This window comes from Pseudomonas sp. MYb193 (assembly GCF_002966775.1).
Taxonomy (GTDB): domain Bacteria; phylum Pseudomonadota; class Gammaproteobacteria; order Pseudomonadales; family Pseudomonadaceae; genus Aquipseudomonas; species Aquipseudomonas paracarnis.
This window is the reverse complement of record NZ_CP023269.1, coordinates 3515213-3535412: the sequence shown is the minus strand read 5'-3', so window position 1 is coordinate 3535412 and position 20200 is coordinate 3515213. Positions and strand designations below refer to the sequence as shown.

The window sequence follows — 20200 nt, the reverse complement described above, 5'->3', positions numbered from 1 at the left end:
TCATGACCCAGCCTCTGTTGGAACTCAAGGGCATCACCCGCAGCTTCATGGCCGGCGAGCGTGAATTCATCGCGCTCAAGGGCATCGACCTGACCATCCATGCCGGGGAAATGCTGGCGATTATCGGCGCCTCCGGTTCGGGTAAATCGACCCTGATGAACATCCTCGGTGGCCTGGATTACGCTACCGCCGGCAGCTACAAGATCAATGGCATCGAAACCCGCTCCCTAGGCGATGAGCAACTGGCAGAGCTGCGGCGCGATTACTTCGGGTTTATCTTCCAGCGTTACCATTTGCTCGCGCACCTGAGCGCTTTGCACAACGTGGAGATGCCGGCGATCTACGCCGGCACCCCGCAAAGCCAGCGCCATAGCCGCGCCGGGGAATTGCTGGCACGCCTGGGCCTGTCGGGCCACACCAGCCATCGGCCCAGCCAACTGTCTGGCGGGCAACAGCAGCGGGTGAGTATTGCGCGGGCCTTGATGAATGGTGGTGAAGTGATCCTGGCCGACGAACCCACCGGCGCCCTCGACACCCACAGCGGCAAGGAGGTGATGCGCATCCTCGCCGAACTGCACGCGGCGGGGCACACGGTGATTATCGTCACCCACGACCCCAAAGTCGCGGCGAACGCCCAGCGCATTGTCGAGGTGTGTGATGGCGAGATCATCAGCGACAAGGCCAACGACAGCGTTGGCCTGGAATTGCCCGTCGAGGCGCCGGTCGAGCCCCGACGCAGCGGGGCGCGGCGCCTGGTGGCGAGCCTGGGGCTGTTCAAGGAAGCGTTCAACATGGCGTGGGTGGCGCTGATCTCCCACCGCATGCGCACCTTGCTGACCATGCTCGGGATTGTCATCGGCATCACCTCGGTGGTGTCGATTTCGGCCATCGGCGAAGGCGCCAAGCGCTATGTGCTCAAGGACATCCAGGCGATCGGCAGCAACACCATCGATATCTTTTCCGGCACCAGCTTTGGCGACAGTCGAGCCTCGGCGATCCAGACGCTGATGCCCTCGGATGTGGACGCGCTGAACCAGCTGTATTACGTCGACAGCGCCACGCCGGTGGTGGGCCGCAACCTGATGCTGCGCTTTGGCAACATCGACGTGGATGCACAGGTCAATGGTGTCAGTGACCGCTACTTCAAGGTCAAGGGCCTCAAGCTTGAAGCCGGCATTGCCTTCAGCGAAAGCGATGCGCGGCGCCAGGCCCAGGTGGTGGTGATCGACCACAATACTCGCCAGCGCCTGTTCGGGCCCAACATCGACCCGCTGGGCCAGGTGATCCTGATAGGCAACCTGCCGTGCACGGTGATCGGGGTGACGGCGGACAATAAAAACATGTTCGCCGCCAGCAAGGCCCTGAACGTGTGGGTGCCATACGAAACCGCGGCGGGCCGTCTGCTGGGCCAGCGTCATCTGGACAGCATCACCGTGCGCATCAAGGACGGCCAGCCGAGCAAGGTGGTGGAAGACAACGTCAATAAGCTCATGCTGCAACGCCACGGCACCAAGGATTTCTTCACCAACAACCTCGACAGCATCATGCAGACGGTGCAGAAAACCAGCCGCTCCCTCGCGCTGTTGCTGTCGTTGATTGCGGTGATTTCTTTGCTGGTGGGCGGTATTGGTGTGATGAATATCATGCTGGTGTCGGTCACCGAGCGCACCCGTGAAATCGGGATTCGCATGGCGGTGGGGGCGCGGCAATCGGATATTCGCCAGCAGTTTCTGGTGGAGGCGGTGATGGTGTGCCTGATCGGCGGGGTCATCGGGATCTCGTTGTCCTACGCCATCGGCTACCTGTTTTCGCTGTTTGTGAAGGAGTGGGAGATGGTGTTTTCGGTGGGCTCGATCATTACCGCGTTTGCCTGTTCGACGTTGATCGGCATTGTGTTTGGTTTTGTACCGGCGCGGAATGCGGCGCGGTTGGACCCGATAGAGGCACTGGCCCGGGACTGATCCGGACCACCCAACGGCGCTCAAACCTGTGGGAGCTGGCTTGCCTGCGATAGCGGCGTGACAGCCTCCCCAGAGTTGCTGACCCACCGCTATCGCAGCATAGGTATCTACACAACTTCGGCACGACGCTAAATCTGTGGCGAGGGAGCTTGCTCCCGTGACGGCCTGGCAGCCGACACAGATATAACTGATGCCCCGCGATCCAATGTGGGAGCTGGCTTGCCTGCGAAGACGGCCTGACAGTCAACCCAGTTGGACCGTGTACATATCCATTCCTGCGGTAACGGCCACTTAGGGTTCCGCTTTTACAGCGGCTCACTTTTGAAAAGCCGGAATGCCGGCCCAGACAAAAGTAAGCAAAACGCTCTTGCCCCACCACTCGGCACCTCGCTTAGGCTCGGTGTGCCCGTAATCCGCCAGCGTGGTTTAACGGGGCGCCTAAGATCAAAAGCAGATCAAGATCAAGAGCGGCTCGCGTCGCATCGTGGTTACCGTTGAGCTAACAGAGTTATGTAGATACCTATGGCTATCGCAGGCAAGCTCCCACATGGGATTTAGGCTTGGGTTATAGGGCCGTGTCAGACTCGGTCGAGTACATCCACCGCAACAACGAATGCCGCCCGCTGATCCCCAACTTGATCGCCGCACGCTTGAGGTAGCTCTCGATGGTGTTGACCTTCAACGCCAGTTGCTCGGCCAACTCCGGCGCGGTGCGCCCGGCCAGCAGGCCTACGCACACTTCCAGTTCACGGTTGGACAAGGTCAGCCCCGATTGCAGCAGGCGCTCCTGGATGCGTCGGCGCAAGGTGTCGATGCCCTGGGGTTGAGGCACTGCGCACGGGCTGTCCGGGAGCGATGGCTGCAGCGCGGTGATGTGTTTTTCCACCATGGGCAGCAACAGCGTGGAGAAGTCCTGGAGCATGCTGCGTTCTTGCGCGGAAAAGCTGTCGGACGGGTGCGAGCGATACACCGACAGTACATAGCGCACATCGTCCTTGCGGCGCGTGAGGTGCAGTTGTGCGGCCAGTTGCTCGCTGCCCAGGGCCGCCACCGAATCGGTGTATACCGGGCTGATCTTGCGGCGGCCAAGGCCTTCGCGGCTGACTTGCAATTGGGTGATATGGGTAGCGTCCACTGCCAATTGGGTGAGGATCAGGTCATGCAGCATGCGTGGGAAATGGCGGCTGCCGGTGCTGGCGATGACCTTGCCTATCTGTGGGAACAGGTGTGAGTTCATCAATTCGTCCATGAGTTTCGTGCAGGTATTGGGCCTTATAGCGACGGGGGTTAAGAAGGTAACTAATGTGAATAACCTGCAGTGATAGTGCGTCCCGCCGCTGACATGCTAGTACAGGCTGGCTAAAGGAGGGGGATCCAATCTGCGAAAAAAGAACATTAAACAGGCAGAGCGGCAGTCGGATCCTTCCGACCGCCGCCCAGGCACCGCATGACCCATGGGGTTGGACGCTATTTCATCGCATACGTCGCTGTCGCAATGGGCCGCAGGTTGGCAGCGCTGCACATGGCCAGGGCCTGTTGGATATCGGCCAGCAGGTCGGCAACGTCTTCAAGCCCCACCGACAAACGCACCAGGCCCTCGCTGATACCGTGCTGCGCCCGTTGTTCGGGCGTGTAGGTGGAGTGGGTCATGCTCGCCGGGTGTTGGGCCAGTGATTCGGCATCCCCCAGGCTGACTGCGCGGGTGAACAGTTGCAGTGCGTTCATGAAGCGCTGACCGGTTTCGATGCCGCCCTTGAGTTCAAAGGCGATCATGCCGCCGGGCAGTTTCATTTGCCGGCATGCCAGTTCGTATTGTGGGAAAGAGCGCAGACCGGGGTAGGTTACACACTGCACCGCAGGGTGCGCCTGCAGCGCCTCGGCCACCGCTTGGGCGTTGCTGCAATGGCGGTCCATGCGCAGGCCCAGGGTCTTGAGGCCGCGCATCAGCAATGCGGCGTCCTGGGGCGACATCACCGCGCCGGTCAGGTCCTTGAGCCCTTGCAGGCGAATGCGCTGCGCCAGGGCCTGGTTGCTCACCGCGATGCCTGCGGTGATGTCGCCGTGGCCACTGAGGTATTTGGTGGCCGAGTGCACCACCACATCGGCACCCAGTTCCAGGGGGCGTTGCAGGTAGGGAGTGCAATAGGTGTTATCGACCACGACGGTGACATTTGGCTGCTGATGGGCCAGTTCGGCCACGGCGGCGATGTCGATCAGGCGCAGGTTGGGGTTGGCCGGGGTCTCGCAGTAGAGCATGCGGGTGGCCGGGGAGAACGCTGCTTGCAGGGCGGTGAGGTCGGTCAGGTCGACATGCCGCACCTTGATGCCGAATTCGCTCAGGCCGTGGTGCAGCAGGGCGAACGTACAACCATAGAGCGTCTGGCTGACGATGATCTCGTCGCCCGGGCGCAACAGGGTCCAGAACGTCGCGGCAATCGCGCCCATGCCGGAGCTGAACGCTACGGCGGCCTCGCCGTTCTCCAGGCTGGCCATGCGCGACTCCAGCAGGGCCAGGGTCGGGTTGGAAATGCGCGTATAGAAGTGGCCGCTGGCTTCGCCGGCAAAGCAGGCGGCGCCGTATTCGACGGTGGGAAAGGCGAAGGTCGCAGACAGATAGATCGGCGGGACAAGTGCGCCGTGGTGGTCCTGGGGGTCATAGCCGTGGTGTATGGCACGGGTGGAAAAGCCGAATGTGGTGTGTTTATTGTGCATGTCGGGCGCTCCTTATTTCCTACAATGCTATGCTCATAATCACAGATGAACCTTGCAAAAAAGCCTGGAAAAACCCGCGTTTGTGGATCAAACACCGATAAAAATAAGGATTAGAGGCACGTTATGCCCATCAAGCTGGACCGCACCGATAAAGCCCTTTTGAACGCGTTGCAGGGCAATGCCCGCCTGACCGTGGCCGAGTTGGCCGAGCGGGTGGCGCTCACCACTTCACCGTGCTGGCGTCGGGTGCGCACTTTGGAAGAAAGTGGGGTGATCAGTGGCTACCAGGCGATTCTCTCGCCCAAGGCACTGGGCTACGGGGTGACCGCGTTCGTCAGCATCATGATGGAAAGCCACACCCAGGAAATTGCCCGGGCGTTCGAGCAACGTCTGTTGGCCATCCCAGAAATTGTGGCGTGCCATAACGTCTCTGGGCGCTATGATTTTTTGCTGGAAGTAGTGGCCAAGGACCTGGAATCGTTCGGTGAGTTTGCCCGAGAGGTCTTGCAGACCTTGCCTTGCGTCAAGGAGATCTATTCGAGTTTTTCCTACAAGTCGGTACGGCCGCTGCGGGTAATCCCGTTGCCGGGTTGAGGCACGGTTTAGCGCTTCAGTCGACATCGTGTGGATACCCAGGCAAATCGAAGACGAAAAAAACCGGCTGATCAGGCCGGTTTGGGGTGTCCCGCCAACGGTGCGGGGTTATACGTGGGTGCTCAGCAGACGCTCGGCACCACCTTCAGCCAGGCCACGTTCCTGCAGACGATCGGCACCACCTTCAGCCAGGCCACGTTCCTGCAAGCGATCAGCACCGCCTTCAGCCAGGCCACGTTCCTGCAGGCGATCGGCACCACCTTCAGCCAGGCCACGTTCCTGCAGACGATCGGCACCACCTTCAGCCAGGCCACGTTCCTGCAGACGATCGGCACCGCCTTCAGCCAGACCACGTTCCTGCAAGCGATCAGCACCGCCTTCAGCCAAACCACGTTCTTGCAGACGATCCGCGCCACCTTCGGCAACACGGGTTTCTATCAGGCGATCCGCGCCGCCTTCAGCGACAACCGGGTGGGCAAAAGCGTTTGCAGCGAGTACCGAGAAAGCGAGGCTAAGCAAGAGTTGGCGTTTCATGATGATGTGCTCCGAGTGTTTTAGTTGGGTGCCGTTTGGCATGGGTTTGATGTTACGCGTTGCATTTTTTTAGAGAACTTCATTGCGCTGATGGTGACTATCGATGCCAACGATGGTCCCGCTGGCGGGACCAACACTGCGGCCGTCATGGCATTTGCGGCAGTTCGTTGGGGCGCAGGTCAAACACCAGTACTTCAGCGTCTTCGCCGTGGCTCAGGCGGATCTGGCGTTCGTCCCGTACGCGTACACCGTCGCCTTCCTGCAAGCGCTGGCCGTTGAGTTCAACGCTGCCGCGCGCCACATGGATGTAGGCGTAGCGATCCGGTGCCAGCTCCAGGCGGGCACTTTCGTCAGCGTCGAACAGCCCGGCATACACCCGTGCGTCCTGGCGCACTTTCAGCGAACCGTTGGCGCCCTCCGGCGAGATGATCAACTGCAAACGCCCGCGTTTTTGCGCTTCTGTGAAGTGCTCCTGCTGATAGCGCGGCTTGGCGCCGGCTTCGTTGGGCACGATCCAGATTTGCAGGAAGTGCACGCCATGACGCTGGCTGTGGTTGAACTCACTGTGGGCTACGCCGCTGCCCGCGCTCATCAGTTGCACATCGCCGGGGCGGATCACCGAGCCGGTGCCCAGGGTGTCCTTGTGTTCCAGCGCGCCTTCGAGCACGTAGGAGAAGATCTCCATGTCGCGGTGCGGGTGCTGGCCGAAACCTTTGCCTGCGGCGACGCGGTCATCGTTGATCACCAGCAAATCGGAAAAACCCTGTTCCTTGGGGTTCCAGTAGTTGGCGAAAGAGAAGGTGTGGAACGACTTCAACCAACCGTGATTGGCGGCGCCGCGTTCGGAAGCTTTGCGAAGGGTCAGCATGGTCCAGTCCTCAAGTGAGCGCGGGCTGCGAGATGCAGAGCGCTTGCGTTGAGAAGAAGGTTAATGGTTAACGAATGATTGATTAAGAAGATGAAAATAGAATAACTGTCTCTTTCAAGTTGACAGTTAAAGTCGTGCCATAATGCCCGTCGCACTCCTTCTCGATGGACATTTCCCGCTTATGAAAACCGTGGCCATGGCGCTGTTCCCGGACTTCCTGCTGCTCGATATGGCCGGGCCGCTGGAAGTGTTTTCGATTGCCAACCGCTACCTGCCAGCGGCCGACCACTACCAGATCCTGACCATCGGCACTGAGCCCGGCCCGTTGCAGGCCTCCAATGGCGTGAGCGTGCAGACCGACCTGCTGTTGAACCAGGCCCAGGCGGCTTATGACCTGCTGTTGGTGCCTGGCGGCCCCGGCGCCTATAACGAATGCCACCCCGCGTTGTTGCCCTGGCTCAAAGCCGCGGCGTCACGGGCTCGGCGTTTTGGCTCGATCTGCACCGGCGCTTTTGTGCTCGGCCACGCAGGTTTGCTCGACGGGCACCGCGTGACCACCCATTGGCACTACACCGAGCGGTTGATCAAGGCGTTTCCCAACGCCATCGTCGAGACCGATCGCATCTATTTGCAGGACGGGCGCCTGATCACCTCTGGCGGCGTCACTGCGGGTATCGACCTGGCCCTGTCGGTCGTTGCCCAGGACCACGGCAAGCAGGTGGCGGTGGACGTGGCCAAGGTGCTGCTGGTGGTGATGAAACGCCAGGGCGGCCAGGCCCAGTTCAGCCCGATGACCGCGGCGGTGGCGCCTCAGGAAACTCCGATCACCCGCGTGCAGAACCACATCCTGGCGCATCTGGATCAACCCTTTACCATCGAGTCCATGGCTGAGTTGGCCGGAATGAGCGCACGCCACTTCGCGAGGCTGTTCGCCAAGGAGGTGCAGATGACGCCCATGGCGTTCCTGCAGGGCGCGCGCATCGACCGGGCCCGGCACCTGCTGGAAACCACCGACCTGCCGCTCAAGACCGTGGCCTTCCACGCAGGCTTTGGCAGCGTGCGGCATATGCGCTTTCTGTTCAGCGAAAAGCTCGGGCTGAACCCGACCCAATACCGACAACAGTTCAGTTAGCGACACCATGTCCGTCTCAGGCACCCGATTGTCCGTATCGCTCCCCGTGCCAGCATTGTCCTGTCATCGCCAACTGGCAAGATAGCGTCGAGCCCATGGAAAAAGGATGCGCAGGCACTCAAGCACGGGTGTTTCAGCGCTGTGACGGACATGCAAAATGCTACGGCGGTGAGCTTTGGCCCCTACATCTTTCATCGGCAGCAGCGCCTGGTCAGCAAGGCGGGCTGGCCGGTGCCACTGGGCGGGCGAGCCTTGGATATTCTCGCGGTACTGCTCGAAGCGCCCGGGCACTTCGTCAGCAAGGCGACCCTGATCGAACGGGTGTGGCCCAACAGCGTCGTTGAAGACAGCAACCTGCGTGTGCATATCGCCGCGCTGCGTCGTGCCCTGGACGGCCAACGCTGGATCCTCAATCACCCCCAGCGCGGTTACTGCTTCGCTGCGCCTGCGCAGGACGCGCTGCCGACGCTGCTGCCTCAGCACAACCTGGCTGCACGGCTCAGCCCGGTGTGGGGGCGTGATGAACTGGTGGGCGTGCTGGCGCGACGGTTGCCTGTGCAGCGCTTATTGACCCTCACCGGCGTGGCCGGCATTGGCAAGAGCACGCTGGCCCTGGCCCTGGCCGAGCGGGTATTGCCGCGTTATCGCGACGGCGTATGGTGGGTCGACATGGCCGTTGTGCAAACCCCGAGCGAACTGCTCGGTAGCCTGGCCAGGGTGTTGCAGTTGCATTCGACGCCCGCGAGCCTCAACGAACTTGGCCGGCGCCTGGCCTCGCGCCACGTGTTGCTGGTACTCGACGGCGCTGACCTGCTGCTGGGCGCGTGTCGACAACTGATGCGTGCGCTACGCGAGACGGCGCCGGGCATCAGCGTGCTGATCACCAGCCGCGAAGCCTTGCTGGCCCCTGGCGAGTGGGCAGTGCGCGTGCCTCGGCTGGAAGTGCCGTCGCCAAAGGCGTTGGCCAATGTCGAGCAGGCGATGGCCTGTCCTGCGGTGCAACTGTTCGTGGCGCGCGCGCGTGCCAATCAGCAGGGGTTTGATTTGCGGCCTCAGGACCTGGCGCCGCTGGGCGACCTGTGTCGGCGTCTGGACGGCCTGCCGTTGGCCCTGGAATTGGCGGCCGCCCAGGTGGATGCGTTGGGCATCGGCGGTGTGCAGATGCAAGTACGCACAGGCTTGCAAGTGCTGGCCCGTGGGCGCCGCACGGCAGTGGAGCGCCATCGCTCACTGACCGCGGCCCTGGATTGGAGCTACGAGCGCTTGAGCCTGCCGGAGTGCTGGCTGTTTCTGCAATTGAGTCTGTTCAAGATGGCAGTCACCTTACCCACCCTGAGTGACCTGGTGACCGGTACCGAGCTCGAACATGCCGATCTTTCTTACCTGCTGGCACGCCTGGTCAACGTCTCGCTGCTGAGCGTCGAGCCCGGCCTGGGCCAGGCGCGCTATCGGTTGCTCAACTGTGTGCGCAGCTACGCCTTGGGGCAACTGCGCGACCCGCGCCAGGTCGCGCGTTTGCAGCAAGGCTACGCGCCTTGCCTGGGCGCGTTCTCAGGCCGGCCGTTTGTCCTGCAACTCGTCGAGCAGGCAGCGCACGTGCAGTAGATCCTGAGTGGCGAAGCCCTCGCTGAAACGTGCATGGATTGAACCGAGCAAGTCCCTGGCGAGCTGAATGCGCCCCTGCTGTTGCCACAGTTGCGCCAGGGCTGCGCCGCAGCGCAGCTCCCAGGCCAGGGCGCCTTGCTGGTGCGCCAGGCCCAGCGCCTCCAGCAGCAGGGTTTCAGTGGTGTGCTCATCCTCTAGCTGCAAGGCGTACACCCGCAGAATCTCCGGGGCGCACCAGCCCGCCGCGCCACTGCGCGCGCGTTCCAGGGTTGGCACATCCACGGCATGGGTGCCGAAGGTGATCAAGGTGTCTTGGATCAGGCCCAGGCCCTGCCAATCCGGATGGCCAAGAATACCGGCGTAATGCCCGGCCCAGGTCTGGAACAACTGCACCGAATGCTTGTGCGACTGCTCCAGCAGCAGCCTTTGCAGGGCTTGGGCGTCGTCTTCGGCGCCGTTGTAGCGGGCGATCACCACCCCAGCCAGGGCCAGGGTGTAGCAGATCGAGGTGCCGTGGTTGATCTGTAGCGCCAACTCCAGCGCCTGACTGGCGGTGCGCCAGGCGCGCTCGGGAAAGCCCTGCAACCACAGGATTCGCGCCAGCACGGTCAAGGAGGCGACGCCCTGATCGTACTGCACGCCAACGCCGAGGGCAAAGCGGTTCACGTGACCGCTTTGGGACATGCGCTGCAGCACCTGCTCGGCGTGGTGCCGGGCGAGCGTCTGGTTGCCGGTGTAATGCTGACCCAGCGCACGCAACCGCTGCGCGCTAAGGTCCAGCAACGGCTCGGTGCGTGGGTCGAGGCGTTCGAACTGTACACTCAGCGCCTGCGCTGGGCCGTAGCGCCCGGCGCACAGGTTCACCGCCATCAGCCCGGAGACCGCCCGCAACTGGCCGCCAAGGTCCTGGGTTGTCTCGGCCAGGCGTGCGGCACCCTCGAATGCCGCAATGGTCCGAGGTGCGGCGCCCATGGCGTGGTAGGAGAGGCTGCCCAAGGCCAATTGCAGTTGCAGGGTCAATTGCGTGCAGGGCGCGGTGACCTGGCCGATCAGCGCCAGCGCCTGGTCCACATAGCCGCCGTGCTCTCGCAGCAACGACAACTCTTGCCACAGTGGCATCGCGCTGACCGTCAGGCGGATAGCCAGCAACTGCGCACCGCCATCGGCAAAGCCCCAGTCGAGGGCGGCACGCACGTCTTCGCGCAGCGGTGCGTAACGGTCGATCCACGGCTGTGTGGCGATCAGGTCCCAGTCGCCCTGGGCCTGTTCCATCAGCGCCAGGCAGCGTGCAGCGTGGCGCTCTCGCGTGGCATGCAGTTCGCAGGCCTGGCTGAGCTTTTCCAGGGCGTAGGTGCGGGTGATGTCCAGCAGGCGATAGACCATCTCGTCATCGCTTGCTTCCACGTTCAACAACGACTTGGCCACCAGTTGCGTAATGGAGCCCAGCACTTCGGCGGGAGCCACTTGCTCCCCGGCGATCACCGCCGCTGCGCTGACCAGGCTGAAGCCGCCACGGAAGACCGCCAGGCGGCGCAGGCAGATTTGTTCGCAGTCGGTGAGCAGGTCAAAGCTCCAGTCGAGCGTGGCGCGCAGGGTCTGCTGGCGGGGCAGGGCGCTGCGTCGGCCGCGGGTCAGCAGGCGAAAGTTGTCTTCCATCTGCACCAGCAGGCCCGGCAAGCCAAACCGTTCAATTTGCGCGGCCACCAGTTCGATCGCCAGGGGAATGCCGTCCAGGCGCTGGCAGATATCAATCGCCAGGGGCAGTTCAGCGTCGCTGAGGGCAAAGCTCTCCTGGTGGGACATGGCGCGCTCGATCAGCAATTGCATGGCCGGGTAACCCAGGGCCTGGGCGCGGTTGCCGGTGGCGGGCGGGCAGGCCAGCGGTTCAAGGCGCTGCACATATTCACCTTCGGCGCGCAGGGCTTCGCGGCTGGTGGTGAGGATGTGCAGGTGCGGTGCATGGCGCAGCAGGGTTTCACTGATCAGGGCGATGTCGTCGAGCAGGTGCTCGCAGTTGTCGATCACCAGCAGCATCTGGCGTGCCTGCAGACTGCGGGCGAGGCTGGCCAGGGAGGCATTCTCGCCCGGTGTCAGGCCGAGCAGGGCGGCCAGGTTGGGCAGGATCATGGACGCGGCACTGAGCGGCGCCAGGTCCAGCAGGTGAATACCGTCGCGGTAATGCCCGATCAGCAATTCCGCGACGCGCAGGGCGACGGTGGTCTTGCCGATGCCACCGGCGCCGGTCAGGGTGATAAAGCGTTGCTGCGGCAGTTGTTGTACCAGGGCGTCGATCAGCGCTTGGCGGCCGATCATGCGCGTGCGCCGCAGGGGCAGGTTATGGCTGGGGCGTTGGGGCGCACCGTCGGTGGGCAGCGTCATGGGTTCGATGCTCAGTGGCGCAACAAAACTGTAGCCGCGCTGGGCGACCGTGACGATATAGCGCTGCCCGGCCTGGCCGTCGCCCAGCGCCTTGCGCAACGCAGCCATGTGAACCCGTAGGTTGCCGTCTTCCACCACGCTTTTGGGCCAGACCCGTGCGATCAACTCCTGTTTGCTCACCACATTGCCGGCGTGCTCCAGCAGGATCAGCAGAATGTCCACCGCCCGCCGCCCCAGACGTAGCGGGCGGCCGGCCTCCAGCACCAGGCGCTGGCGCGGGTGGATGCGGTAGGGGCCGAAATGCACGGCCTGGTCGCTCAAGTCATTCATGGCTGCCCAGGTTTTGGAGGAAGGGAGCGGCCAGCATATTCCAGGTACGTGCAGACCACTAGGCAGCGATCACATCAGGTTTGCTGCGCGAGTGGTGATTTCGCCAGGTCATCGGGTTGACGCCTTCGCTGCGGGTGAACATATGGCAGAAGTGCGCCTGGTCGCAAAAGCCACATTCCAGGCTGATCTGCGTGAGGCTCAGGGACGAGCCGGTAATCAGTTCCTTGGCGCGCTGGATGCGTTGCTGGCGAATCCATTCCTGGGGCGACAGCCCGGTGGTGCACTTGAAGGCGCGGGAAAAATGGCTGCGCGACAAGGCGCAGGCCTGGGCCAGGTCGGCGATCGCCAGGCTTTCGCCGAGGTTGGCGAGGATCAGTTGCTTGGCGATGCGCTCACGCCGGGGGCACAGGCCACCGGTGGCGGGCAACCGGGGGGCATATTGCTCGAGTCGGGCCATGACAAATATCCGCAGTCGATGGGAACGTTCCCGGTGGATGGGTGCAGTGTAGACGCGCTTCATCTTGTTGCCGGAGTGCCTGGCTGACGAGTTAATCGTTGTTAATTTCGCCAGGTGCGGTGCCGGAAAAGACAGCACAGCTATGCAATCCCAGGCGTGCAGTGCATGCTTCCCTGGCCTCCTGGAAAACGTTTGGATAGCGCCCATGAACCGCAACGATCTGCGCCGCGTCGATATGAACCTGCTGGTGATTTTCGAAGCCTTGATGTTCGAGAAAAACCTCACCCGAGTCGCCGAAAAACTGTTTATCGGCCAACCGGCAGTGAGCGCTGCATTGGGCCGCTTGCGCGATTTGTTCGACGACCCGTTGCTGCTGCGCAACGGCCGTGCCATGGAACCCACGGCGCGGGCACTGGCGATACTCAAGGAGCTGCAACCGGCCATGGACACCATCTCGGGCGCCGTCAGCCGTGCCAAGGATTTCGACCCCTCCACCAGCTGCGCGGTGTTTCGCATCGGCCTGTCGGATGATGCGGAGTTCGGGCTGTTTCCGTCGTTACTCAGCCGCCTGCGCGAAGAAGCGCCGGGCATCATCGTAGTGGTGCGCCGCGCCAATTACCTGTTGATGCCTTCGCTGCTGGCCAGCGGTGAAATTTCCGTGGGGGTCAGCTACACCACCGACCTGCCGGCCAATGCCAAGCGCAAGAAGCTGCGCGATATCCCCTGCAAGGTCCTGCGCGGCGATGACGGCGAGGCGCCGCTGACCCTGGATGATTACTGCGCCAGGCCCCATGCAATGGTGTCGTTCTCCGGTGACCTGAGCGGCAATATCGACCTGGACCTGGCCCGCATCGGCCGCTCGCGCCGCGTGGTACTGGCGGTACCGCAGTTCAGCGGGTTACGGGCGTTGCTGGCGGGGACGCAGATTATCGCCACCGTGCCCGATTACGCCGCGTGCGCGTTGACCGAGGGCACACGCCTGCGCGCCGAGGACCCACCGTTTGCGATTGATGCAGCGGAGTTGTCGATGGTGTGGAGCGGGGTGCATGACAACGACCCGGCGGAGCGGTGGCTGAGGGGCAGGATTGCGGAGCATATGGCGCGGGCCACATAGTTTTGCCTGCAACAAGCCAAACAGCACATACATCCAATTCTCCCCAGCCGCCAAGCCGCCAGACTCTCCCCATCGCTCAATACCCCGGGGAAGCACTCAGCCATGGATTCAACCACCAACACCAGCCCCGACGAAGTCGTCACCCTGGTCGTCAAGCACCGGGTCAAACCCGGCTTTGAAGTCGAGTACGAAGCCTGGTTGCGCCGCATCGTGCGCATCGCGGGCGAACGCTCTGGGCACCTTGGTGTTGACGTGGTGCGCAGCCAGCAAAACGGCATGGCGCTGTTCACTTGCGTGCTGCGCTATCGCTCCACCAGCGCCCTTGAGCTGTGGCTCGGCTCCCCGCAACGCCAGGCCCTGATCGACGAAGCCGCGCCGATGCTGGCGGACGGCGACCAGACGGAAATCGGCGCGGTCAATGAATTCTGGTTCACGCCCCAGGCCGAGGGCGGTGCCAAGCCGCCGCGCTGGAAGCAGGCGGTGGTCAGCCTGTTTGTGATCCTGCCGCAAACCCTGCTGCTGCCGTTTATCTGGGGGCCGATCCTGCGGTTGCACCCGTTTCTGTCCAATTACGTGGTCTCCACCTTCCTGGTCACGCTGACCATCGTGTTGCTGGTGGTGTACCTGCTGATGCCGGCGGCCACCCGCCTGTTCGCTCCCTGGCTTGAAGCCTCTGTAAAGGAAACCCTATGAACGCCGATCTGATTCTGTTCAATGGCCAGTTCCACACCGTGGACCGGGAAAACCCACGCGCCACCGCCGTAGCCATCCACCAAGGGCGCTTTGTCGCCGTGGGTACCGACGGCGAAGCCATGGCCCTGCGCGGCAGCGGCACCCAGGTCATCGACCTCAAGGGCCGCACCGTAATTCCCGGCCTCAACGACTCGCACTTGCACCTGATTCGTGGCGGGTTGAACTACAACCTTGAACTGCGCTGGGAAGGCGTGCCGTCCCTTGCCGACGCCTTGCGCATGCTCAAGGACCAGGCCGACCGCACGCCCACGCCGCAATGGGTACGCGTGGTGGGCGGCTGGAACGAATTCCAGTTCGCTGAAAAGCGCATGCCCACCCTGGAAGAACTCAACCAGGCCGCCCCGGACACCCCGGTGTTCGTGCTGCACTTGTACGACCGCGCCTTGCTCAACCGCGCAGCCCTGCGGGTGGCGGGCTACACCAAGGACACGCCGAACCCGCCGGGCGGTGAGATCGTGCGCGACAGCAACGGCAACCCTACCGGCATGCTGGTGGCGCGGCCTAACGCGATGATCCTGTATGCGACCTTGGCCAAGGGCCCGAAACTGCCTTTGGAATACCAGGTCAACTCCACCCGCCAGTTCATGCGGGAACTCAATCGCCTGGGCCTGACCAGCGCGATCGATGCCGGCGGCGGCTTCCAGAACTACCCCGATGACTACGCGGTGATCGAGCAACTGGCCAAGGATCAACAGTTGACGGTGCGCATCGCCTACAACCTGTTCACCCAGAAGCCCAAGGAAGAGCTCAGCGACTTCAAGAACTGGACCGGCAGCGTCACCCTGCACCAGGGCGATGACTACCTGCGCCATAACGGGGCCGGCGAGATGCTGGTGTTCTCGGCGGCGGATTTCGAAGACTTCCTCGAACCCCGCCCGGACCTGCCGCTGACCATGGAGCAGGAGCTGGAACCGGTGGTGCGCCATCTGGTGGAACAGCGCTGGCCGTTCCGTCTGCATGCCACTTACGACGAGTCCATCTCGCGCATGCTCGACGTGTTCGAGAAGGTCAACCGCGACATTCCGTTCAATGGCTTGCCGTGGTTCTTCGACCACGCCGAAACCATCACCCCGAAAAACATCGAGCGCGTGCGTGCCCTCGGTGGCGGTATTGCGATCCAGGATCGCATGGCGTTCCAGGGCGAATACTTCGTCGAGCGCTACGGCGCCAAGGCCGCCGAAGCCACACCGCCGATCAAGCGCATGCTGGCCGAAGGCGTGCCGGTAGGGGCGGGCACCGATGCCACCCGCGTGTCGAGCTACAACCCTTGGACCTCGCTGTACTGGATGGTCAGCGGCCGCACCGTCGGCGGCCTGGAGCTGCACGCCGAGGGCTTGCCGCGCCTTACCGCGTTGGAGTTGTTCACCCACGGCAGCGCCTGGTTCTCCTCCGAGCAGGGCAAGAAAGGCCAGATCAAGGTCGGCCAACTGGCGGATGTCGCCGCGTTGTCGGCGGACTTTTTCAGTGTCGAGGAAGAAGCCATCAAATGGATCGAGTCGGTGCTGACGGTGGTCGGCGGCAAGGTCGTGTACGGCGCTGGCGACTTCGAAGATTTCGCCCCGCCACGGGTACCGGTGCTGCCCGACTGGTCGCCAGTGGTCAAGGTGCCGGGGCACTGGCGGCCGACGTCGCCGATGCAGGCCCAGGTTCACCACTGCAGCGGCCCTTGTGGCGTGCATGCCCACAGCCATGAAAAAGCGCGCCTTTCCAGCGTGCCGGTCAGCGACTTCCAGGGGTTCTGGGGTGCGTTCGGCTGCTCCTGCTTTGCCTTTTGAAGAACACCCTATCCCCAAAGGAGTTACCCATGACTTACAAGCGCTTGAACAAAGACGATGCTGTTGTTTTGTTGGTTGATCACCAGACCGGCCTGATCTCCCTGGTGCAGGATTTCTCCCCTAACGAGTTCAAGAACAACGTGCTGGCCCTGGCCGACGTGGCGAAGTTCTTTAACCTGCCCACCATCCTGACCACCAGCTTTGAAAGCGGCCCCAACGGCCCGCTGGTGCCTGAGCTCAAAGAACTGTTCCCCGACGCGCCGTACATCCCGCGCCCTGGCCAGATCAACGCGTGGGACAACGAAGATTTCGTCAAGGCCGTCAAGGCGACCGGCCGCAAGCAGATCATCATTGCCGGTGTGGTGACCGACGTGTGCGTGGCATTCCCGACCCTGTGTGCCCTTGCTGAAGGCTTTGAGGTCTTCGTGGTCACCGACGCTTCCGGCACCTTCAACGAAACCGTGCAACAAGCCGCCTGGGCGCGTATGACCGCCGCCGGTGCGCAACTGGTCAACTGGTTCTCGGTGGCCTGCGAGCTGCAAGTGGACTGGCGCAACGACATGGAAGGCCTGGCCAACCTGCTTTCCCCGCGCATTCCCAACTACCGCAACCTGATGAACAGCTACTCGGCGTTCGCTGCCAAGTAACCTGCTCTGTAAAACACCGCAAAGCCCTGTGGGAGCTGGCTTGCCTGCGATGGCGGTGTACCAGTCAACAGCATTGCTGGCTGATACACCGCCATCGCAGGCAAGCCAGCTTCCACATTTGATTGTGTTCACATTTTGGTTTGTGGTGTGACCACTGACGGGCTATAAAACAGCCCATCGTCCCCTGAGAAGCGACAATGAACCCCTTCGAAGACATGCGCCTGTTCTGCCAGGTCATGGAATCCGGCAGTTTCACTGCCGCCGCCGAGCAATTGGGCTTGTCCAAGCAATTTGTCAGCCGCCGCCTGATCCAACTGGAAGACCGCCTGGGCGTACGCCTGCTCAACCGCTCCACACGGCGCCTGGACGTTACGCCGCTGGGCCAGAGTTACTACGAGTCGGCCTTGCGCCTGCTCGGTGAGGTGGAGCAAGTGGAGCAGGGCATCGCCGGCCAGAACAGCGAACCCCGTGGCACCATTCGCCTCAGTGCACCCTTGTCGTTCGCCATGGCGCACCTGGGTTGCCTGTTGCCGTTGTTCTTGCGCCAGCATCCGCAGGTCTGCGTTGAAGTCGACCTGAGCGACCGCCCGGTGGACTTGATCGGCGAAGGCTACGACCTGGTGCTGCGCATCGGCACCCTGGAAGACTCCACCCTGATCGCCCGGCGGATCGCCGCTATCGAGCGGGTGTATTGCGCCAGCCCCGACTACCTGGCGCTGCGGGGTACGCCATTGAAACCCGAGGATTTAGCCACGCACGACTGCCTGCCTTACGGCCACGGCCGTCAGGTGCAATGGCGTTTCAAAGGCAAGGTGCAAGCCTTGAGCGTCAGCGGGCGCATGCGCGTCAATAACGGTGATCTGCTGCGCGATACCGCGATAGCCGGTTTGGGCGTTACCTACCTACCGACGTTCATTGTCAGCGAGGCCTTGAAGGATGGGCGTCTGGTCAAGGTGCTGGAGGACTTCGCTCCTGAGGCCTTGACCCTGTCGGCGGTGTACCCGCAGCACCGCCAGAGTTCACGCCCGGTGCAAGCGCTGGTGGAGTTCCTGCGTGAACGCCTGGCTAGCGGCTGCTGAACAGTTGGCGGATCAGGTTGGGCGTGCTGCCCGTCCACCGCTTGAACGAGCGCCGAAAATTCGCCGCATCGTTGAAGCTCAGGTACGCCGCCACTTGCTCGTTACTCCACCCCTTGGCCTGGTACAGGTGCAACGCCACGTGCTTGCGCACCCGGTCGACCTGTTGCTGAAAACCGGTGTCGTGCCGTTGCAACTTGCGCTTTAGCGTGGCCGGGCTCATGGCGAAGGTGTGCGCGGCCTGTTCCAGGCTTGGTGGCTGGCGCACGTGTTCGCGAAGGTAGGCATAGAGGCAGTCCAGAAAACTTGTGGCAAAGCCCAGTTGCTCGATTTGTTCAAGGGCTTGCTGGCGCGCGACCTGGCCCGCCGTGGCCGAAGCGCCCGGCCAGATGTGGGTGAGGTATTCACGGGGGAGGCACATCATGTCCAGAGGACGTTCGAAGCGCGTGTGTTCGCCCAGATGCACCCAGTATTGCTCGACATACCGAGGTTCGGCATGGCTGAAGCTGCACACCCACGGCAAGCGCTGGCCGCTGAGCCATTGGCTCATGGCAACCAGCGAAGTCATGCTGGCTTCGAGCACAAAGCGCCAGTGTTCGCCGGCGCCGCAGCTGTCCAACCAATACAGGTAGGCGTGGTGCTCATCCAGCTCCAGTTGCAGCGTGGCCAGCGGGCTGAGCAGCACTTGTTGCTGGATCAGGATATCCAGGGCCTGATGAAGGTTCTGCGCATGCCCCAGGGCATGACTGGCCGCGCCGTAGTAGCCGGGCAGCAGGCGTTGGCCAAACAGGAAACTGCTGTCATCGGCATCCAGCAGTCTGCGGCTGTTGCCGATCAAACTCAGGAACTGTTGCGGGCTCAACCGCGCATTGCCGGCCAGGATGTCTTCGTGGAACAGGCCGGTGCCGCGCAGCAGGCGATGGCTGTCGATGTCCCGGGACAAGCCCAGGTCGATCAACGTGGCGGGTTGATAGTGACCGGGGATGAAGCGGCTGTCGTTTTCATACCAGCTGGTTTTCACGGCCATTTCAGGCACTTTTCGCAAGGGGTTGCTTGGCCCGGGCCAGGCCCATATTCAGCCGCTTGAGCAGCTCGTGGGGTGACTCTTGCAAGGCCATTACCACCGCCGTGGTCGCCGTCAGTTGCAGGCGTTCGCCCTGTTGCCGGGTCTTGTGGGCGAGGCTCTGCACCGCGTGTTGCAATTCCAGCGCCAGGCCCTGGGCCTGGCGCTCGCCGGTGTTGGGCAGCAGCACCACAAAACGATCGCCCGCCAGGCGGCACAACAGGTCCTGGCGGCGCAGGTTGAGCAGCAGCATATGGCTGACCGCCTGTAGCACCGCATCGCCCTCGGCATGCCCGTAGACCTGGTTGATGGTGGCGAAGTTATCCAGGTCCAGGGCCAGCAACGACAGTGGTTGTTGCTGCGCTTGGCTGTCGCGCAGGCTGTCGGCGAGTTGGCGCTTGAGGTAGTCGGCGCCGGCCAGGGGCGTGAGTTTGTCGAATAGTCGGTGCTCGCGAAACAACCGCTCGCGTTTTTCCATCTGCGCGCTGATCGCCAGTTGTTCGTGGTGCCAGTGATAAATGCCAATCGTCAGCAGGATCATGCCCACCGGCATTGGTCCTGACTCCAGCCAGTGATCCCAGGACACGCTGTCAGGCAGGCGGATGAATTCGTCGAGGCTGTCGATCCACCAGGAAAAAAAGATGCACGACAGCCCCAGCGCCAGGTATTGGGTGACCCGTCCGGCCGGGCGGCTTTTCAACACCAGGCCCAACCAGATCAGCGCGAGCAGCGCCGAACCGCCTTCGCCGATGATATCCAGCCACACCCATTCGCTGACACTTTTGAGCTCGCCGCAGGCCAGGTGCAGGAGCAGCCCGAGGTTGGCGGCGATCAGGAGCAACGCGAGTTTCCAGCGGTGGGGTTTGAGCACGGAAAACATGGCCACGGGTCCTTGGGCAAATGAGTAATGGGCGCCAGCACAGCAGATGGATGTGACGGTTGGATGACGGGCGGGGAGGGTCGAATCAGCTCATGGCCTCGCACATTTTTCAGCTGAACATGGAACCCATGTGGGAGCGGGCTTGCTCGCGAAGGCGGCCTGACAGGCGACACAGTTGGATTGTGTAGATATCCATTCCTGCGGTAACGGCCACTTAGGGTTCCGCTTTTACAGCGGCTCACTTTTGAAAAGAGCCGGAATGCCGGCCCAGCCAAAAGTAAGCAAAAGGCTCTTGCCCCACCACTCGGCACCTCGCTTCG

Annotated in this window: 17 protein-coding genes; 9 read left to right on the top strand and 8 right to left on the bottom strand. The window is 62.5% G+C overall.

Going from position 1 to position 20200, the window contains the following annotated elements; all coding sequences use genetic code 11:
* Positions 1 to 2 precede the first annotated feature (2 nt).
* The gene (locus tag CLM72_RS16005; protein WP_105227116.1) at positions 3 to 1961 is read left to right on the top strand and encodes a MacB family efflux pump subunit; all 1959 of its coding nucleotides are present in this window, start codon (positions 3 to 5) and stop codon (positions 1959 to 1961) included.
* Between the two features lie 565 nt (positions 1962 to 2526).
* Here the strand turns inward: CLM72_RS16005 and CLM72_RS15995 are convergent.
* Together CLM72_RS15995 and CLM72_RS15990 are read right to left on the bottom strand one after the other, a co-directional pair.
* Positions 2527 to 3198 (bottom strand): helix-turn-helix transcriptional regulator, encoded by a 672-nt coding sequence (locus tag CLM72_RS15995; protein WP_177430936.1) that lies wholly within the window; start codon positions 3196 to 3198, stop codon positions 2527 to 2529.
* A gap of 230 nt (positions 3199 to 3428) precedes the next feature.
* Positions 3429 to 4673 carry a methionine gamma-lyase gene (locus tag CLM72_RS15990; protein WP_105227114.1) on the bottom strand — a complete coding sequence of 415 codons (1245 nt, stop codon included), beginning with the start codon at positions 4671 to 4673 and terminating at the stop codon, positions 3429 to 3431.
* 123 nt (positions 4674 to 4796) lie between these two features.
* Between CLM72_RS15990 and CLM72_RS15985 the strand changes: the two genes are divergently transcribed.
* Positions 4797 to 5267, top strand: a complete 471-nt coding sequence (locus CLM72_RS15985; protein WP_014718112.1) for an Lrp/AsnC family transcriptional regulator — start codon at positions 4797 to 4799, stop codon at positions 5265 to 5267.
* A gap of 108 nt (positions 5268 to 5375) precedes the next feature.
* Here the strand turns inward: CLM72_RS15985 and CLM72_RS29455 are convergent, their stop codons facing one another.
* Complete coding sequence (locus CLM72_RS29455; RefSeq protein WP_083263094.1) at positions 5376 to 5801, bottom strand: hypothetical protein; 426 nt, start codon at positions 5799 to 5801, stop codon at positions 5376 to 5378.
* A 145-nt stretch (positions 5802 to 5946) separates the two neighbouring features.
* Complete coding sequence (locus CLM72_RS15975) at positions 5947 to 6669, bottom strand: pirin family protein (RefSeq protein ID WP_034127388.1); 723 nt, start codon at positions 6667 to 6669, stop codon at positions 5947 to 5949.
* 181 nt (positions 6670 to 6850) lie between these two features.
* Here CLM72_RS15975 and CLM72_RS15970 point away from each other — a divergent pair, with 181 nt between their 5' ends.
* On the top strand, positions 6851 to 7801 hold the full coding sequence (locus tag CLM72_RS15970) for a GlxA family transcriptional regulator (RefSeq protein ID WP_105227113.1): 951 nt from the start codon (positions 6851 to 6853) through the stop codon (positions 7799 to 7801).
* A gap of 150 nt (positions 7802 to 7951) precedes the next feature.
* Positions 7952 to 9406: a winged helix-turn-helix domain-containing protein gene (locus CLM72_RS15965; protein ID WP_105227112.1), complete on the top strand. Its 1455-nt coding sequence runs from the start codon at positions 7952 to 7954 to the stop codon at positions 9404 to 9406.
* Here the strand turns inward: CLM72_RS15965 and CLM72_RS15960 are convergent.
* Together CLM72_RS15960 and CLM72_RS15955 are read right to left on the bottom strand one after the other, a co-directional pair.
* Entirely contained in the window at positions 9353 to 12115 is a 2763-nt protein-coding gene (locus CLM72_RS15960) for a winged helix-turn-helix domain-containing protein (RefSeq protein ID WP_105227111.1), read from the bottom strand. The genes CLM72_RS15965 and CLM72_RS15960 overlap by 54 nt on opposite strands.
* 58 nt (positions 12116 to 12173) lie before the next feature.
* A complete protein-coding gene (locus CLM72_RS15955) occupies positions 12174 to 12572 on the bottom strand; it encodes a helix-turn-helix domain-containing protein (protein WP_003191911.1) in 399 nt (132 codons plus the stop codon).
* Positions 12573 to 12777: 205 nt separating this feature from the next.
* Between CLM72_RS15955 and CLM72_RS15950 the strand changes: the two genes are divergently transcribed.
* The 5 genes from CLM72_RS15950 to CLM72_RS15930 all read left to right on the top strand — a co-directional run bounded on the left by CLM72_RS15950 (position 12778) and on the right by CLM72_RS15930 (position 17940).
* Positions 12778 to 13686: a LysR family transcriptional regulator gene (locus tag CLM72_RS15950; protein ID WP_003191909.1), complete on the top strand. Its 909-nt coding sequence runs from the start codon at positions 12778 to 12780 to the stop codon at positions 13684 to 13686.
* Positions 13687 to 13788: 102 nt separating this feature from the next.
* On the top strand, positions 13789 to 14379 hold the full coding sequence (locus tag CLM72_RS15945; RefSeq protein ID WP_105227110.1) for an antibiotic biosynthesis monooxygenase: 591 nt from the start codon (positions 13789 to 13791) through the stop codon (positions 14377 to 14379).
* The gene (locus CLM72_RS15940) at positions 14376 to 16214 is read left to right on the top strand and encodes an amidohydrolase (protein ID WP_105227109.1); all 1839 of its coding nucleotides are present in this window, start codon (positions 14376 to 14378) and stop codon (positions 16212 to 16214) included. Before CLM72_RS15945 ends, CLM72_RS15940 begins: the two co-directional genes overlap by 4 nt.
* A 29-nt stretch (positions 16215 to 16243) precedes the next feature.
* Positions 16244 to 16861 carry an isochorismate family cysteine hydrolase YcaC gene (gene ycaC, locus CLM72_RS15935; RefSeq protein WP_105227108.1) on the top strand — a complete coding sequence of 206 codons (618 nt, stop codon included), beginning with the start codon at positions 16244 to 16246 and terminating at the stop codon, positions 16859 to 16861.
* 197 nt (positions 16862 to 17058) lie between these two features.
* Positions 17059 to 17940, top strand: coding sequence for a LysR family transcriptional regulator (locus CLM72_RS15930; protein ID WP_054898661.1), 882 nt, complete (start codon positions 17059 to 17061; stop codon positions 17938 to 17940).
* On the opposite strand, the gene CLM72_RS15925 is transcribed toward CLM72_RS15930, so the two are convergent.
* Together CLM72_RS15925 and CLM72_RS15920 are read right to left on the bottom strand one after the other, a co-directional pair.
* Positions 17927 to 18964 carry an AraC family transcriptional regulator gene (locus tag CLM72_RS15925; protein WP_105227107.1) on the bottom strand — a complete coding sequence of 346 codons (1038 nt, stop codon included), beginning with the start codon at positions 18962 to 18964 and terminating at the stop codon, positions 17927 to 17929. The two genes, CLM72_RS15930 and CLM72_RS15925, sit on opposite strands and share 14 nt — an antisense overlap.
* Position 18965: 1 nt before the next feature.
* Positions 18966 to 19880 (bottom strand): GGDEF domain-containing protein, encoded by a 915-nt coding sequence (locus tag CLM72_RS15920; RefSeq protein ID WP_105227106.1) that lies wholly within the window; start codon positions 19878 to 19880, stop codon positions 18966 to 18968.
* Positions 19881 to 20200: the final 320 nt, after the last annotated feature.